Origin of the sequence: Halomonas sp. PGE1, from assembly GCF_013000985.1 — a bacterium.
Lineage (GTDB): Bacteria > Pseudomonadota > Gammaproteobacteria > Pseudomonadales > Halomonadaceae > Halomonas > Halomonas alkalicola.
On the sequence record NZ_CP053032.1, the window covers coordinates 3,081,757 to 3,097,814 of the forward strand.

Consider the following 16,058-nt stretch of genomic DNA (forward strand, 5'->3'; position numbering starts at 1 on the left):
TCACTGGCTGTCCTGCGGCGCGGCAGGGTCCTGGGCCGGCAGACGCACGTTGCGTGACGGCACCACGGTGGAGATGGCGTGCTTGTAGACCATCTGGCTCACGGTGTTGCGCAGCAGGATGACGAACTGGTCGAAAGATTCGATCTGGCCCTGCAGCTTGATGCCGTTGACCAGGAAAATCGATACCGGGATGCGCTCCTTGCGCAGGATGTTCAGGTACGGATCTTGAAGGGACTGCCCTTTGGACATGTTGCTCTCCCTGAAATTGTCTCTGGGGTTGATGTTATTTCGTGACGTACTGCTGTTGCCTCACTGGCATCGCCGACGCCGCGAGGGGCCCGGCTACCCGGCTCGTGAAAGGCGTATCTTACGCTAAGTGCCGAAATTGCGCACGAGTTTCAGCACTTCGCCCAGGGGGTCAGGCCCCAGGCTGTCGACCCAGGCAAGCCCCTCCCAGCTGCGCATCCAGGTCAGCTGGCGCTTGGCCAGCTGGCGGGTCGCGACGATACCGCGCTGGCGCAGGGTCTCGCGATCATACTCGCCGTCGAGATAGGCCCAGACCTGGCGGTAGCCGACGCTCTTCATCGATGGCAGCTCCGGGTGCAGGTCGCCGCGCGCCTTGAGTGCCGCCACCTCCTCGATGAAGCCGCCGGCCAGCATGGCGTCGAAGCGTCGGGCGATGCGCTCGTGCAGCACGGCGCGATCCGCCGGGGCGAGCCCTATCGACAGCGTGCGCCAGGGAAAGGTTTCAGGCCGCTGCTCGGCCCACAGCTCGCTCAGCGGCCGGCCGCTGAGCCGATACACCTCCAGCGCCCGCATCAGCCGCTGGGGATCGTTGGGGTGGATGCGGGCCGCCGAGGCCGGATCGACCCGGGCGAGCGCCTGGTGCAGGGCGGCAAGGCCATGTGCCGCAGCCTCGGCCTCAAGCTCGGCGCGCACCGCCGGATCCGAGGAGGGCAGGTTGGCCACCCCGTGCAGCAGCTGCTTCAGGTACATCATGGTGCCGCCGACCAGCAGCGGCACCCGGCCTGACGCCGTGATCTCGGCCATCTCGCGCAGGGCATCCTCGCGGAAATCCGCCGCCGAGTAGGGTTCGGCGGGGTCGCGGATGTCGATCAGCCGATGGGGCGCCCGGGCGAGCTCTTCCGCGGAGGGCTTGGCGCTGCCGATATCCATGCCGCGGTAGACCATGGCGGAGTCGACGCTGATCAGCTCGCAGCCGAGCCGCTCGTGGAGCGCGATGGCGAGGTCGGTCTTGCCGGCGGCGGTGGGCCCCACCAGCAGGATGGCGGGAGGACGGGTATCTGACATCGGGCCTCTCAAGCTGGGCGAAGAGAAGCTGATCCGGCGTCAGGCCGTCGAGGAGGCGCTGTGAACCCATCCCTGGGCGCTACCGATGCCATCCCTGGCATAGGACCTCCTCTTCGGCCTGCCCCCGGCGCTTCTCGCCACGCGGGTGGAAAACGTTTACCTACTGCCCCCTCATGAAGAGGCGGTCCAGGTCCTTCATGCTCATCTCGGTCCAGGTGGGGCGGCCGTGGTTGCACTGGCCGCTGCGCTCGGTGCGCTCCATGTCGCGCAGCAGGGCGTTCATCTCGGCCAGGCTCAACTGGCGATTGGCACGCACGCTGCCGTGGCAGGCCATGGTCGCCAGCAGCTCGTTGACGTGGGCCTCGATACGGTCCGAGCGGCCGTAGCGCTCGAGGTCCCCCAGCATCTCGCGGATCAGGGGCTCCACGTCGGCGTCGATCAGCAGCGCCGGCAGCTGGCGCACCAGCAGGGTCTCGGGGCCGGCCACGTCGAGCTCGACACCGAAGCGGGCAAAGGCCTCGCGCTCCGCCTCGGCGGTGGCCACCTCGGCCGGGCTGGCGGCCAGCGACACCGGCACCAGCAGCGGCTGGGCATCGAGACGCCCACCGTGCACCTGGGTCTTCATGCGCTCGTAGACGATGCGCTCGTGGGCGGCGTGCATGTCCACCAGGATCAGGCCGCGCTCGCTCTGGGCGAGGATATAGACGCCATGCAGCTGGGCGATGGCGTAGCCCAGCGGGGGCGCCCGGGTGTCGTCGGCCTCCGGCAGCACCGGGCGGTGGGCCTCCTGCAGGGTCCGGCGCTCGGCCAGGGCCACCTCGGCGGCCGCACCCCCGACCCCGGCGCCCGGAGCGGCGGGCTGCGGCGTCAGCAGCATCTCCTCGTGACCGGGATGCAGCGCCCGATAGCCCTCCATGAAGGCGCGGACGCGATCGGGCGTCACCCGCTCGCCCTCCTCCCGGCCCGGCAGCGCCATAGGCTGCTGCTGCCAGCGCCCGGCGCTCTCGCGCACCTGCCCTGCCTCAGCGGTGCGCGGCGTCTCATCCGCAGCGACAGGTTCCCGGGCCTCTTCCAGGTCATGGCCGGCCCCCGGCTGGCCGGCCCGCGCCTCCCCCAGGGCGCGATGCAGGCTGGAGAAGAGGAAGTCGTGGACCAGGCGGCCGTCGCGGAAGCGCACCTCGTGCTTGGTGGGGTGGACGTTGACGTCCACCACCGACGGCTCCACCTCCAGATAGAGCACGAAGACCGGATGGCGCCCGCTGAACAGCACGTCGCGGTAGGCCTGGCGCACGGCATGGGCCACCAGGCGGTCGCGCACCACCCGGCCGTTGACGAAGAAGTACTGCTGGTCGGCCTGGGCCCGGGAGTGGGTCGGCAGGCCCACCCAGCCCCACAGGCGCAGCCCCGAGGCCGCAAGGTCCAGGTGCAGGGCGTTCTCCAGGAAGGCACGGCCGAGCAGCGAGGCGATGCGCCGCTCGCGGGAGGCTTGGTCCTCGCCGGGACGCAGCTGGTGGAGGGTCTTCTGGTTGTGGCGCAGCGTCCAGCCGATGTCGTAGCGGGAGAGCGCCTGGCGGCGGAAGGCCTCCTCGACGTGGCCGAACTCGGTCTTCTCGGTGCGCAGGAACTTGCGCCGCGCCGGGGTATTGAAGAAGAGGTCGCGCACGGTCACCGAGGTGCCGCGGGCGTGGGGGGCCGGGCTGACCCGCGGCTCCATGTTGCGCCCCTCGGCCACCACCCGCCAGCCGGCGGTGGGGTCCTCATCGGCGTTGGAGACCAGCTCCAGGCGCGATACCGAGCTGATCGAGGCCAGCGCCTCGCCGCGAAAGCCGAGGCTCGCCACGCCCTCGAGCTCCTCCAGGGAGACGATCTTGCTGGTGGCGTGGCGCGACAGCGCCAACGGCAGGTCGGCCTCGCCGATGCCGCTGCCGTCGTCGCGCACGCGAATCAGGCGCGTGCCGCCGGCCTCGAGCTCGACCTCGATGCGGCGGCTGCCGGCATCGATGGCGTTCTCGACCAGCTCCTTGACCACCGAGGCGGGGCGTTCCACCACCTCGCCGGCGGCGATCTGGTTGGCCAGCCTCGGGTCGAGGACCCGGATGGGGCGCGGTTCGCTCATATCACTGCCTGCCCTTCGATTCAGGAGCGCGGGATGCGCAGTACCTGTCCCACACGGATCACGTCGCCATTGAGCTCGTTGGCCTGCTTGAGCCGATCCGTGGAGACGTTGTGCCGGGCGGCGATCTGCGAGAGCGTATCGCCGGGTTGGATGCGGTACTCGTTGCCGCCGGTGGTGCGGTTGTTGTCGCGCTGCCAGGCCAGCAGGCTGGCCGGCGGCGGGTTGCGCCGGAAGTGATCCTGCAGGCCCGCGAAGATTGCCCGGGCCAGGCCCTGCTGATGGTTCGGATCGCGCAGCCGGCGCTCCTCGTCCGGGTTGGAGATGAAGCCGGTCTCGATCAGTAGCGACGGGATATCCGGCGACTTCAGCACCATGAAGCCGGCCTGCTCCACCCGGTTGCGATGCAGGCGGTTGACCCGGCCCAGCTGGTCGAGCACCTGGCCGCCGATGGAGAGCGAGTCGTTGAGGGTGGCGGTCATGGTGAGGTCGAGCAGCACCCCGCGCAGCACCTCGTCCTTGTCCTTCAGCGACAGGCTGCCATCCACCCCGCCGATCAGGTCGGCGCGGTTCTCGCTCTCGGCCAGCCACTGGGCGGTCTCCGAGGTGGCGCCGCGCTGGGAGAGGGCATAGACCGAGCTGCCGTTGGGGCGCGGGCTGGTGAAGGCGTCGGCGTGGATGGAGACGAAGAAGTCGGCCTTCTGGTCCCGGGCGATCTGGGTGCGCTGGCGAAGGCCGATGTAGTAGTCGCCGTCGCGGATCATCACCGCCCGGAACCCCTCCGCCTCGTCCACCAGCCGCTGCAGGCGCCGCGAGATCTGCATCACCACGTCCTTCTCACGGGTGCCGCCGGGGCCGATGGCCCCCGGATCCTCGCCGCCGTGGCCGGGATCGATGGCGATGATGATATCGCGCCGGGGATGGGGCTGGGCCTGCTGCAGGGCCACCGCCGGCTCCGGGCTCACCTGGGCCGGGGCACCGCTCGATTCGGCGCGGGCGCGGTTGGCGGCGATCTCCTGCTCGCGGATCATCGCCTCGATGGGGTCGATGGGGTCCTGCACGGCGCTCTCGCCGGGGTACTCGAGATCCACCACCAGGCGGTGGCCATACTGGTCATTGGGCGCCAGGGTGAAGTGGCGGGGCTCCACGTCGCGCTCGAGCTCCAGCACCACGCGCAGGCCGTTGCCGTCGCGCGTACCGCTGCGAATGCGGCTGATGGCGCTGCCGGCGAGGTCGATGCCGGCCAGGTCGGCGGCCATGCGGCTGTCGTCGAGGTCGATCACCAGGCGCCGCGGGTTGTCGAGCGCGAAGATATTGGCCTGGGTCGGCGAGGCGAGGTCGAACACCAGGCGGGCATGGTCCGGCGCCGCCCACAGGCGCACGTTCTCCACCTCGGCGGCCTTGAGGCCTGCCAGGGGAAGCCACAGCAGGGTAGCGGCCAGCAGGCCGCGAAGTAGCCACTTGCTCATGGTGCGGTGTCGCCTCCCCTGGCGTCATCGGGTTCCTTGCGGAGGCTGGCGGCCAGCTCCGGCATGGCCGCCAGCCTGGCCAGCAGCTGCTCGCCCCGCGCGGTGAAGGCCTCGAGCCGAGCCTCCCGGCCCACCTCGGCCAGCGACAGGGCGATGCGCAGATCGGGCTCGGGCAGCCAGCCCTCGCCGCGCCCGGGCCACTCCACGAGGCACAGGACATCCTCGCCCAAGAGGTCGCGCCCCCCGATGAACTCCAGCTCCTCGGGGTCACCCAGCCGATAGAGGTCGAAATGGTGGACCCGCACCCCTTCCAGCTCATAGGGCTCCACCAGGGTATAGGTGGGGCTCTTCACGGCGCCACGGTGGCCATAGGCCCGCAGCACGCCGCGGGCCAGGGTGGTCTTGCCGGCGCCCAGCTCCCCCTCGAGATAGACCAGGCCACGCCCCTCCAGGGCCCGCCCCAGGCACTCGCCCAGGCTCACCTGGCGCGCTTCATCATCGAGTCGCAGCAGCATCGTCACCGCCCATCGTCGGGTTGACCAGAATTCGCGCATAGGATGCCAGATCACCGGCCAGCAGACCACGCTCCCCGGCCTTCGCCGCGGCGAGATCCGCGGCCCGGGCATGCACCAGCACACCCAGGCGGGCCGCGGCCTCCAGCGGCACCCCCTGGGCCAGCAGCGCGCCGAGCATGCCGGAGAGCGCATCGCCCATCCCGCCGCTGGCCATGCCGGGGTTGCCGAAGGGGCAGACGGCAAGCCCCGCGGGCCCCGCCACCAGGGTACCGGCCCCCTTGAGCACCACCACGCCGCCGAAGCGCTCGCGCAGCGCCAGGGCCGCGGCGGGGCGGTCTGCCTCCACCTCGGCAGCCGTGCCGCCGAGCAGGCGGGCCGCCTCGCCGGGGTGAGGGGTGAGGATCCAATCGTCGCGGGTGTGCCCTGAAAAGCGCGCCGCCAGCAGGTTGAGGCCATCGGCATCCACCACCAGCGGCCGGCCGGACGCCAGCGCCGCCTGCAGCACGCCCTGGCCCCAGCTGCCCTGCCCCAGGCCCGGGCCCACCACCAGCGCGTCGGCCTGGCGAGGCAGCTCGCCGAGATCGCCGGCCCCGCGCACCCCGTGGGCCATCACCTCGGGGCTGCGAACCAGGCTTGCCGTGACGTGCTCGGGCGCGGTGGCCAGGCTCACCTTGCCGGCCCCCAGCCGGGCGCTCGCCTCGGCGGCGAGCAGCGCCGCCCCGCCGAAGCCCGGCGCGCCGCCCAGGATCAGCACATGGCCGCAGTCGCCCTTGTGGGCGGTCCGCCGCCGCGGCGGCAGCCAGGCCCGGATCAGCGCTTCCTCCAGCCGCCATGCCGCCGGCACCAGGTCCTCCTCGGCCCCGGCATCCACGCCCAGCGCGCAAAAATGGTGTTCGCCGACGTGATCCGCCGCCGCCCCGGTGTGGAGCCCCAGCTTGTCGCCGATGAAGGTGACCGTCGCGGTGGCACGCACCGCCTCCCCCAGCACCGCGCCGGTGTCGGCATGCAGCCCGGAAGGGATATCGACGGCGTACACCGGCCGGCCCGAGGCATTGATGGCGGCGATGGCTTCCCGGAAGGCGCCGCGCACCTCCCCGGTGAGCCCGGTGCCGAGCAGCGCATCCACCACCAGCTCCCCCTCCAGCGCCATGCCGGCGCGCCACGGCTCGGCGCCCACGCCGGCCGCCGTGGCCATGTCGGCGGCCAGCCGGGCGTCGCCTGTGAGCTCATCGACGCCCTTGAGCAGGATACGCTGCACGGCCAGGCCCTCGGCGGCGGCCAGGGCCGCGAGCACATGGCCATCGCCGCCGTTGTTGCCGGCACCACACAGCACCGTCAGCCGACGCACGCCGGGCCAGCGCTCGCGCAGCAGCTGCCAGGCGGCGGCCGAGGCCCGCTGCATCAGGGCGAAGCCGGCGATACCGCCGGCGATGGTGCGCCGGTCGAGCTCGCGCACCTGTTCGGCGCGGTAGAGGGGGAGCAGGGTCTCGTCAGACATCCGGTGTCTCCTGGCGGGGGGTTGCTTTACCATCAGTGTGTCGTTTCCCGGCCCCGGCGCCAATCGCCAGGCCTCACTTGCCCGGTATTTTCGCGATCATGAGCCACTCCCCCCGCCCCGCCGACCTCACCGCCCTGGCCGAGCGCATCAAGGCCTGGGGCCGCGAGCTCGGTTTCCAGCAGCTCGGCATCACCGACGTGGACCTGGCCGAGGACGAGGAGCGCCTGGCGCGGTGGCTGGATGCCGGCTTCCACGGCGAGATGGGCTTCATGGCCAAGCACGGCACCAAGCGCACCCGTCCCGCGGAGCTGGAGCCGGGGACGGTCCGGGTGATCAGCGTGCGGCTGGACTACCTGCCCGCCGAGGTGGAAACGGCCAAGGTGCTGGGCCAGCCCGAGCGCGCCTATGTGTCGCGCTACGCCACCGGCCGCGACTACCACAAGCTGATGCGCAAGCGCCTGGCGACCCTGGCCCAGCGGATCGAGGCCGAGGTGGGCCCCATCGGCTACCGTGCCTTCGTGGACTCCGCCCCGGTGATGGAGCGGGCGCTGGCGCGCAAGGCGGGGCTCGGCTGGTTCGGCAAGAACGCCATGCTGCTCAACCCGAAGGCCGGCTCGCTCTTCTTCCTGGGGGAGCTCTACACCGACCTGCCGCTGCCGGTGGACCCGCCCTTCGAGGACGAGCACTGCGGCAGCTGCAGCGCCTGCCGCACCGCCTGCCCCACCGGTGCCATCGTCGCTGACCGGGTGGTGGACGCCCGGGCCTGCATCTCCTACCTCACCATCGAGCTCCACGGCGCCATCCCCGAACATTTCCGGGAGGCCATGGGCAACCGGGTGTTCGGCTGCGACGACTGCCAGCTGGTCTGCCCCTTCACCCGCTTTGCGCGGGCGACCCGGGAGCCCGACTTCGCCCCGCGCCACGACCTGGACCGCGCCAGCCTGCTCGCGCTCTTCGCCTGGGGCGAGGAGGAGTTCCTGGAGAAGACCGCCGGCAGCCCGATCCGCCGCATCGGCTACGCGCGCTGGCTGCGCAACCTCGCCGTGGGGCTCGGCAACTCCCCCTGGAGCGAGGCGGTGGAGGCCGCCCTCAGGGCGCGCCTGCCCTACCCCTCCGACCTGGTGCGCGAGCACGTGCGCTGGGCGCTGGCCCGCCAGCGCGAGAAGCGCCGGGCGCTGATCGCCAGCGGCTGACCTACTCCTCCTCATCGCTCCACTGGCCCGGCAGGCGCAGGAAGGTCTCGCGGTAGTGGGCAAGCTCGGCGATGGACTCCTTGATGTCATCCATGGCCAGGTGAACGTTGCGCTTCTGGAAGCCCGCCATGGCGCCGGGGTTCCAGCGCCTGGCCAGTTCCTTGAGGGTCGAGACGTCCAGGTTGCGGTAGTGGAAGAAGGCCAGCAGCTCGGGCATCTCCCGCTCCATGAAGCGACGGTCCTGATGCACGCTGTTGCCGCACATGGGCGAGGTGCCGGGCGCCACGTGCTCGCGCAGGAACTCGAGAGTACGGCGCTCGGCTTCGGCGGTGTCGACGGTGCTCGCCTTGACCCGCGCGGTCAGCCCCGACTCACCGTGGGTCCGGGTACACCACTCGTCCATGGCCTCGAGCAGGCCGTCGGGCTGCCTGACGGCGATCACCGGCCCCTCGGCCACGACGTTGAGCTCGGCATCGGTGACCAGGGTCGCCACCTCGATGATCCGCTCCTTCTCCGGGTCGAGCCCGGTCATCTCCAGGTCGATCCATACCAGACGGTTCTGGCGCGGATCCTTGGGTTCGTTGCGCTGGCTCATCGCTATTCCTTGGGTGAGGTCCTTGCATGGCGCCGCGCGGCTCGCGACAGCGGGCGCCCAGGGTGAGTACAATGATCGACATTGTAACGAGCATCGGGCCCCCATGAGCAAACGCAAGTTGAACCGCCAGCAGCGCTGGCGCATCGAGAAGATCCAGGCCGAACGGGCCGCCCGCGCCGCCCGGCTCGACGAGAAGGACAGCGAGAAGCTGGCTGCCGGCGAGTACGGTCCCGAGCAGCCCGGCCGGGTCGTAGCCCACTTCGGGCGCACCCTGGACGTGCGCCCGGAGGGGGCCAGCGAGCCGGTACGCTGCCACCTGCGCGCCAACCTGGAGGGCCTGGTCACCGGCGACCGGGTGATCTGGCGCGGCCGCCAGGACGCCGAGGGCGCCATCGTGGAAGGCGTGGTGGTGGCCCGCGGCGAGCGGGAAAGCGTGCTGGAACGCCCCGACGCCCGCGGCCAGCTCAAGCCGGTGGCCGCCAATATCGACCAGATCCTGATCGTGTTCGCCGTGGAGCCCGAGCCCCACCCCAACCTGATCGACCGCTACCTGGTGGCCGCCGAGGCCACCGGCATCGCCCCGGTGCTGGTGCTCAACAAGATCGACCTGCTGCCCGAGGGCGGCGGCGAGCTGATGGCGCTGCTGCATCGCTACGAGGCGCTGGGCTACCCGGTGGTGGCCAGTACCACCGAGCGCGAGGAGGGCCTCGACGCCCTGCACGCCCGGCTGTCCGGGCGCACCTCGGTGTTCGTGGGCCAGAGCGGCGTGGGCAAGTCGTCGCTGATCGACCGCCTGTTGCCCGACGAGGAACTGCGCATCGGCGCGCTGTCCAAGGACAGTCGCAAGGGCACCCATACCACCACCACGGCGCGCCTCTACACGCTGCCGAGCGCCGTGGAGGCAGAGCTGATCGACTCGCCCGGGATCCGCGAGTTCGGCCTCGGCCACCTCGACGAGCAGCAGGTCGCCGAGGGCTTCATCGAGTTCCGCGACCTGCTGGGGCACTGCCGCTTCCGCGACTGCCGCCACCGCCAGGAGCCTGGGTGCGCGCTGCTCGCAGCGCTTGAGCGGGGCGACATTCATCCCGAGCGCTTCGCCAGCTACCGACGCATCCTCGACACGCTCGAATCGGGTTTCTAGACCCCGGGTTTGTAGAACGGGTTTGTAGAACAAGGAATAGGAGAGCCGCCATGAGTTCCGAAGCCAACCTGCTGCCGCTGATCATCGAGCCCGAGCGGCTCGCCGAGCACCTGGACGAGCCGTCGCTGCTGATCATCGACGTGCCGCTCAAGGCCGAGAGCTACGCCGAGGGCCACGTGCCCGGCGCCATCTTCCTCGACAAGGCGCGCCTGATGCGCGGCTCGGGCGAGGTCCCCTGCCTGGAACCCACCGTTGCGCAGCTCTCCGCACTGTTCAGCGAACTGGGCCTGACCCGCGACACCCACGTGGTGGCCTACGACGACGAGGGCGGCGGCTGGGCCGGCAGGCTGCTGTGGACCCTGGAGCTGATCGGCCACACCCGCTACTCCTACCTCAACGGCGGCATCCATGCCTGGCGCCAGGATGGCCTCCCGGTGGAGACCGCGCCCAATGCCCCCACCCCCAGCGCCTACGAGGCGGAGATCCTCCACCCCGAGGTGGTCATCGACCGCGTCGAACTCGTCGAGCGCCTCGGCGAGAAGGGCTTCGCCATCTGGGACGCCCGTTCGCCCGAGGAGTACCGCGGCGAGAAGGGCGATAACCGGCAGCTGGGCCATATCCCCGGCGCGGTGAACATGGAGTGGACCCGCGCCATGGACCCGGAGCGCGGTCTGCGCATCCGCGACTACGCCGAGCTCGTCACCGAGCTGGAGGCGCTTGGCCTGACCCCGGACATGGAGGTCGCCACCCACTGCCAGAGCCACCACCGCAGCGGCTTCACCTGGCTGGTGGGCCGTGCGCTGGGCTTCGAGAAGATCCGCGGCTACGCCGGCTCCTGGAAGGAGTGGGGCAACCGCGACGACACCCCGATCGAGAAATAACCCTCAACGCTTGCCACAGGAATGCCCTTGTCACTCTCCCGGCTCTTTGCCCTGATCCAGTACCCGCTGCCCCACCACCTGCTCTCGCGGCTGGTGGGGCGCCTCGCCGACTGCCGCACCCCCTGGCTGAAGAACGCCCTGGTGCGGCGCTTCATCCGCCAGTTCAAGGTCGACATGAGCGAGGCGGCCAACCCCGACCCGACGGCCTACGCCACCTTCAACGACTTCTTCACCCGGGAGCTGAAGGCCGACGCCCGCCCCCTCGGCGAGGGGGTACTGAGCCCCGCCGACGGCAGGCTCTCCCAGTTCGGCCCGCTCACGGCCGGCCAGCTGCTCCAGGCCAAGGGCCACCGCTTCTCGGCCATGGACCTGCTGGGCGGCGACGGCGAGGCCGCGCGCCGCTACCTGGGCGGCAGCTTCGCCACCGTCTACCTCTCTCCCAGCGACTACCACCGGGTGCACATGCCCCTGGCCGGCACCCTGACCGAGATGGTCTACGTGCCGGGGCGGCTCTTCTCGGTCAATGCCGCCACCACCGAGCACGTGCCCAACCTCTTCGCCCGCAACGAGCGGCTGGTGTGCCACTTCGACACCGAGCAGGGCCCCATGGTGATGGTGCTGGTGGGGGCGATGATCGTCGCCGCCATCGAGACGGTATGGGCCGGGCAGATCACCCCGCTGCCCCGCGGCGGCGTGCAGCGCATCCGCTTCGATACCCCGGTGCACCTGGAACGCGGCGCGGAGATGGGCCGCTTCAAGCTCGGCTCCACGGTGGTGATGGCCTTCGCCGAGCCGGTGGCCTTCGCCGACGGCATCGAGCCCGGCGCCAAGGTGCAGATGGGGCAATCGCTGGGGGCGTTCCCCTCCTCATAGCGAGGGGCGCCGGGGACAGGCCGAAGAGGGGGTCCTACGCCAGGGATGGCGTCGGTAGCAATGGGATGGAGTCCTCCCCACCCTATATCGGCGTCATTGCGCCACACTGGTGGGCAGGAACACCAACCAGCCTGAGGGTGAGGAGAACTCGTCATGAACATTACCCGTGTCGGCGTCGATATCGCAAAGTCTGTTTTTCATGTCCACGGCGTCGATCGCCATGATCAGGTGCAGTGGCAAGGTAAGTACACCCGCGAAAAATGGCTGGATGAGGTCAGCAAGCGGGTGCCGGCGGGAGCCGAAATCGGCATGGAAGCCTGTGCCTCGTCTCACTACTGGGCGCGGGCCTTGCAGGAGCGAGGCTATCGCGTCAAGTTGATCGCCGCACAGTTCGTGACGCCCTACGTGAAGAGCAACAAGAATGACCGGGTCGACGCCGAAGCGATCTGTGAAGCCATGGGGCGGCCCAGCATGCGCTTCGTGGCCGTCAAGAGCGTCGCTCAGCAGGATACCCAGGCGGCACACCGCATTCGTGAAGAGCTGGTACGGCAGCGCACGGCCAAGGCCAATCAGATACGTGGGCTGGTGGGGGAGTATGGCCTGGTCGCTCCGGTGGGTATCGGTCAGTTGCGTGCCGCCCTGCCTCGCTGGCTGGAAGAGGCAGACAACGGGCTGACGGATGCCTTTCGTGTCCTGCTTGCCGGCCTTGCCGAGGATCTGCGACACCTGGATGAGCGCATCGCGACGGTCACGGCGAGCCTCGAGCGACAGGCCAAGGCAGACCCCGTGGCCAAGCGGCTGATGACGCTGCAGGGTATCGGTCCACTGACCGCCACCGCGCTGGCCGGCGCCCTCGGCGATGGCAAGAGCTTTCGGCGCGGGCGAGATTTTGCCGCCTCGCTCGGCTTGACGCCTCGACAACACAGCACCGGGGGGCGAGACCGCCTGCTGGGCATCAGCAAACGCGGCGACAGTTACCTGCGCAAGCTACTGGTGCATGGTGCGCGATCGGTGCTCCGGCATGTGGGTACCAAGGACGACGGCCTGAGCCAGTGGGTCAGGCACCTGGCCGAGCACAAACATGCCAATGTGGCGGTCGTCGCACTGGCCAACAAGACGGCACGTATCGCCTGGGCGGTAACCCGCCATGAGAGCGCCTATGATGCGTCGCTGGCGTCCCGGCTTTCGGCATGAAAAACCATTGGATTTAGCACGTTAATATAATATTGAGCACCGTCCACCACGATTGCTGAGCATGCTGCAGGATGGCGAACAGGTCGAACCGACGTCAGACAACCCCTTCTGGACGCTGAGCCTTTTGAGCTCGAGGTAGCGATTGGGAGCTGACGTGCGGATAGCCCATCAAGGTCCGATGTTCATGAGAGCATCATTACTGAGACCGGATATACGTGTGCAGTCGTACCTACCGACCATCGTGCCTCGTGCTTGCAAACGGGGAGGACTCCATATACGTACAGGGAGGTATTCACAGCGCCCCCTCGTAGGGCTGTCGACGGATCAGCCCCGAGCGGTGCAGATCCACGCCGCCTGGGAATCTTGCTAGCAGCGCGGCGTGGCGAAGGCCATTACCTCCGCCACGCTCGACTTGCCCAGCGCCAGCTGAATCAGCCGGTCGATGCCCAGGGCCACCCCACTCCCCTCGGGCATGCCGTGCTCAAGCGCCGCCACCAGGCGCCGGTCGATGTCCACCTCCGGCAGCCCCGCCGCCCGCCGGGCGGCGTTGTCCTCATCGAAGCGCGCCGCCTGCTCGGCGGCATCGGTCAGCTCGTCGTAGCCGTTGGCGAGCTCCAGCCCCTCGAGGTAGAGCTCGAAGCGCGAGGCCACCCACTCCCCGTCCTCCGGGTCGCGGTGGCGTCGGGCCAGCGCCGCCTGGCTGGCCGGGTAGTCCACCACCACGTCGATGCCCTCGCGGCCCAGCCCCGGCTCGATCACGAGGCTCATCAGCAGGTCGAGGCAGTCGTCGCGGGGGGCGTCGTCCATGGCCAGTCCGCCCTTGTCGGCGGCCAGCCGGCGCAGCTCGGCCAGGGGCGCGGTGAAGGGATCGATGGCGAGCGCCTCGCGAAACAGCGTCCGGTAGCGGCGACGACGCGGCGGCCCCGCCTCACTCCCCGGCTCCCGACCCAGCACCCGGCTCACCAGCGCGGCCGTCTCCTCGATCAGCTCATCGAGGGTAAGGCCGGGGCGGTACCACTCCAGCATGGTGAACTCGAGGTTGTGACGCCGCCCCACCTCACCGTCGCGAAAGCAGCGCGCCAGCTGGAAGATCGGCCCGGCGCCCGCTGCCAGCAGCCGCTTCATGGCGAACTCCGGCGACGTCTGCAGCCACAGCCGCTCGCGCCCCGCCGGCGTGGTCGCCCGAGCCGAGAGCGAGGCCAGGTGCAGGTCGGTGCTGCCGCCGTGGCCCAGCACCGGCGTCTCCACCTCCAGCACGTCGCGCTCGGCGAAGAAGGCCCGCACCTCGGCCAGCAGCCGCGCCCGCTCGCGCAGGGTCGCGATCGTCGCCGTGGGGCGCCAGTCATCGGTCATTTCCTGTCCTCCGGAATCGTCAAGGCCACGCCGAAGCGTGGCCTTGTCTGGGATGCTCTCGTCGACCTGTCCCCGACGCCGCTGCCTGAGGCGTCTTTTCTCAGGCGCGGGAGACGTAGTCGCCGCTGCGCGTATCCACCTTGAGGATCTCGCCCTGGTTGATGAAGAGCGGCACGCGGACCACGGCGCCGGAGGAGAGGGTCGCCGGCTTGGAGCCGCCCTGGGCGGTGTCACCCTTGAGGCCCGGATCGGTCTCGACCACCTCGAGCTCGATGAAGTTCGGCGGGGTCACGCTGATGGCGTTGTCGTTCCACAGGGTCACGGTGTAGACCACCTGCTCCTTGAGCCACTTGATGGTGTCGCCCAGGGCCTTCTTCTCCACCGCGTACTGTTCGAAGGAGCCGTCGGTCTTCATGAAGTGCCACATCTCACCGTCGGTGTAGAGGTACTCCATGTCGAGGTCCATGACGTCGGCGCCCTCGAGGGACTCGCCGGACTTGAAGGTGCGCTCCCAGACGCGGCCGGTGATCAGGTTGCGCAGCTTGACGCGGTTGAACGCCTGCCCCTTGCCCGGCTTCACGAACTCGTTCTCGACGATCGCGCAGGGATCGCCGTCCAGCATCACCTTCAGACCGCCCTTGAATTCGTTGGTAGAATAGTTCGCCATCTTCTCTCACCCATGTTCGAGCGCGCCCCCGGAACCCGGCGGCGCGCTGGGAAACGACTTTCGACGAGGCGACGCTTCCAGGAGCCCGCCTCGCCCGCATTGACTGGTGTGCCGCATGATAACCCGAAGCCCCGCCCTTTTGCAGCGTCACGACGAGGCCGAGCCGCTGGCGCCGCCGCCCGCCTGGCAGGCGCAGCTGGCGGGCGCCATTCGCGACCCCGCCGAGCTCTGCCGGCGCCTGGGGCTCGACGCGGCCTGGCGGCCCGGCGCCGAGGCGGGCCATGCCCTCTTCGAGGTGCGCGTGCCCGAGGCCTTCCTGGCCCGCATGCGCCCGGGTGATCCGACCGACCCCCTGCTGCGCCAGGTGCTGCCACTGGGCGAGGAGACCCTGCCGGCACCCGGCTTCGTGGCCGACCCCCTCGAGGAGGCGGCCCACACCCCGGCCCGAGGGCTGATCCACAAGTACGCCGGCCGGGTGCTCTTGATCGCCAGCCCCGCCTGCGCGGTCAACTGCCGCTACTGCTTTCGCCGCCACTTCCCCTACGGCGAAAACGCGCCTTCCCGGGCTCAGTGGGAGACCAGCCTCGACCATCTGAGACGCGACCCCACAATCGTTGAAGCGATCCTCTCCGGCGGCGACCCCCTGGCCGCCAGCGACCGCCAGCTCGCCTGGCTGGTCGAGCGCCTGGACGCCATTCCCCACCTCAGGCGGCTGCGGATCCACACCCGCCTGCCGGTGGTGATTCCCGACCGCGTCGACGCCGCCCTGCTCGACTGGCTCGGCAAGACCCGCATGCAGAAGGTGATCGTGCTGCATATCAACCACGCCCAGGAGATCGACGACACCGTGGTCGACGCCTGCGCCCGGCTCAAGACGGCAGGGGCCACCCTGCTCAACCAGAGTGTGCTGCTGCGCGGGGTCAACGACTCGGTGGACGCCCTGGCCGAGCTCTCCGAGCGGCTTTTCGAGGCCGGCGTGCTGCCCTACTACCTCCACGTGCTCGACCCGGTGGCCGGCGCGGCCCACTTCGACGTGCCAGACGACCAGGCCCGCGAACTGATCGCGGGCCTGAGGGAGGTGCTGCCGGGGTTCCTGGTGCCGAGGCTGGTCAGGGAGATCCCCGGCGAAGGAAGCAAGACGCCGCTATAGCTACAAGGAGCAAGCACCAAGACTAGCGGCGCCGGGGACAGGCCGAAGCGGGGGTCCTATGCCAGGGATGGCATCGGTAGCAATGGGATGGAGTCCTCCCCACCC

The 16,058-nt window shown here is 69.9% G+C and carries 15 protein-coding genes; 6 read left to right on the top strand and 9 right to left on the bottom strand.

Annotation, left to right across the window (positions count from 1 at the left end):
- From hfq to HIR79_RS14575, 6 genes are all read right to left on the bottom strand, one after another.
- On the bottom strand, positions 1-249 hold the full coding sequence (hfq, locus tag HIR79_RS14550; protein WP_110069332.1) for an RNA chaperone Hfq: 249 nt from the start codon (positions 247-249) through the stop codon (positions 1-3).
- A 123-nt stretch (positions 250-372) separates the two neighbouring features.
- Positions 373-1,311, bottom strand: coding sequence for a tRNA (adenosine(37)-N6)-dimethylallyltransferase MiaA (miaA, locus tag HIR79_RS14555; RefSeq protein ID WP_169958885.1), 939 nt, complete (start codon positions 1,309-1,311; stop codon positions 373-375).
- A gap of 160 nt (positions 1,312-1,471) precedes the next feature.
- Complete coding sequence (mutL, locus tag HIR79_RS14560) at positions 1,472-3,427, bottom strand: DNA mismatch repair endonuclease MutL (protein WP_119021648.1); 1,956 nt, start codon at positions 3,425-3,427, stop codon at positions 1,472-1,474.
- Between the two features lie 20 nt (positions 3,428-3,447).
- Positions 3,448-4,893, bottom strand: a complete 1,446-nt coding sequence (locus HIR79_RS14565; protein WP_169958886.1) for an N-acetylmuramoyl-L-alanine amidase — start codon at positions 4,891-4,893, stop codon at positions 3,448-3,450.
- The gene (tsaE, locus tag HIR79_RS14570; RefSeq protein WP_169959610.1) at positions 4,890-5,408 is read right to left on the bottom strand and encodes a tRNA (adenosine(37)-N6)-threonylcarbamoyltransferase complex ATPase subunit type 1 TsaE; all 519 of its coding nucleotides are present in this window, start codon (positions 5,406-5,408) and stop codon (positions 4,890-4,892) included. The genes HIR79_RS14565 and tsaE overlap by 4 nt, the downstream gene beginning before the upstream one ends.
- Positions 5,389-6,906, bottom strand: a complete 1,518-nt coding sequence (locus tag HIR79_RS14575; RefSeq protein WP_169958887.1) for an NAD(P)H-hydrate dehydratase — start codon at positions 6,904-6,906, stop codon at positions 5,389-5,391. The genes tsaE and HIR79_RS14575 overlap by 20 nt, the downstream gene beginning before the upstream one ends.
- Positions 6,907-7,004: 98 nt before the next feature.
- Between HIR79_RS14575 and queG the strand changes: the two genes are divergently transcribed.
- Positions 7,005-8,099 (top strand): tRNA epoxyqueuosine(34) reductase QueG, encoded by a 1,095-nt coding sequence (queG, locus tag HIR79_RS14580; protein ID WP_169958888.1) that lies wholly within the window; start codon positions 7,005-7,007, stop codon positions 8,097-8,099.
- A 1-nt stretch (position 8,100) separates the two neighbouring features.
- Here queG and orn read toward each other — a convergent pair whose 3' ends face one another.
- The gene (orn, locus tag HIR79_RS14585) at positions 8,101-8,694 is read right to left on the bottom strand and encodes an oligoribonuclease (RefSeq protein ID WP_169958889.1); all 594 of its coding nucleotides are present in this window, start codon (positions 8,692-8,694) and stop codon (positions 8,101-8,103) included.
- 103 nt (positions 8,695-8,797) lie between these two features.
- Between orn and rsgA the strand changes: the two genes are divergently transcribed.
- The 4 genes from rsgA to HIR79_RS14605 all read left to right on the top strand — a co-directional run bounded on the left by rsgA (position 8,798) and on the right by HIR79_RS14605 (position 12,783).
- Positions 8,798-9,835, top strand: coding sequence for a small ribosomal subunit biogenesis GTPase RsgA (rsgA, locus tag HIR79_RS14590; protein WP_169958890.1), 1,038 nt, complete (start codon positions 8,798-8,800; stop codon positions 9,833-9,835).
- Between the two features lie 50 nt (positions 9,836-9,885).
- Positions 9,886-10,716, top strand: coding sequence for a sulfurtransferase (locus HIR79_RS14595; protein ID WP_169958891.1), 831 nt, complete (start codon positions 9,886-9,888; stop codon positions 10,714-10,716).
- 27 nt (positions 10,717-10,743) lie between these two features.
- Positions 10,744-11,589: an archaetidylserine decarboxylase gene (gene asd, locus HIR79_RS14600; protein ID WP_502708652.1), complete on the top strand. Its 846-nt coding sequence runs from the start codon at positions 10,744-10,746 to the stop codon at positions 11,587-11,589.
- 153 nt (positions 11,590-11,742) lie between these two features.
- The gene (locus tag HIR79_RS14605) at positions 11,743-12,783 is read left to right on the top strand and encodes an IS110 family RNA-guided transposase (protein WP_169957516.1); all 1,041 of its coding nucleotides are present in this window, start codon (positions 11,743-11,745) and stop codon (positions 12,781-12,783) included.
- 366 nt (positions 12,784-13,149) lie between these two features.
- Here the strand turns inward: HIR79_RS14605 and epmA are convergent, their stop codons facing one another.
- Positions 13,150-14,136: an EF-P lysine aminoacylase EpmA gene (gene epmA, locus HIR79_RS14610; RefSeq protein ID WP_169958893.1), complete on the bottom strand. Its 987-nt coding sequence runs from the start codon at positions 14,134-14,136 to the stop codon at positions 13,150-13,152.
- Positions 14,137-14,236: 100 nt separating this feature from the next.
- Positions 14,237-14,803 (bottom strand): elongation factor P, encoded by a 567-nt coding sequence (gene efp, locus HIR79_RS14615; protein ID WP_169958894.1) that lies wholly within the window; start codon positions 14,801-14,803, stop codon positions 14,237-14,239.
- Positions 14,804-14,918: 115 nt separating this feature from the next.
- Here efp and epmB point away from each other — a divergent pair, with 115 nt between their 5' ends.
- The gene (gene epmB, locus HIR79_RS14620) at positions 14,919-15,953 is read left to right on the top strand and encodes an EF-P beta-lysylation protein EpmB (protein ID WP_169958895.1); all 1,035 of its coding nucleotides are present in this window, start codon (positions 14,919-14,921) and stop codon (positions 15,951-15,953) included.
- Positions 15,954-16,058: the final 105 nt, after the last annotated feature.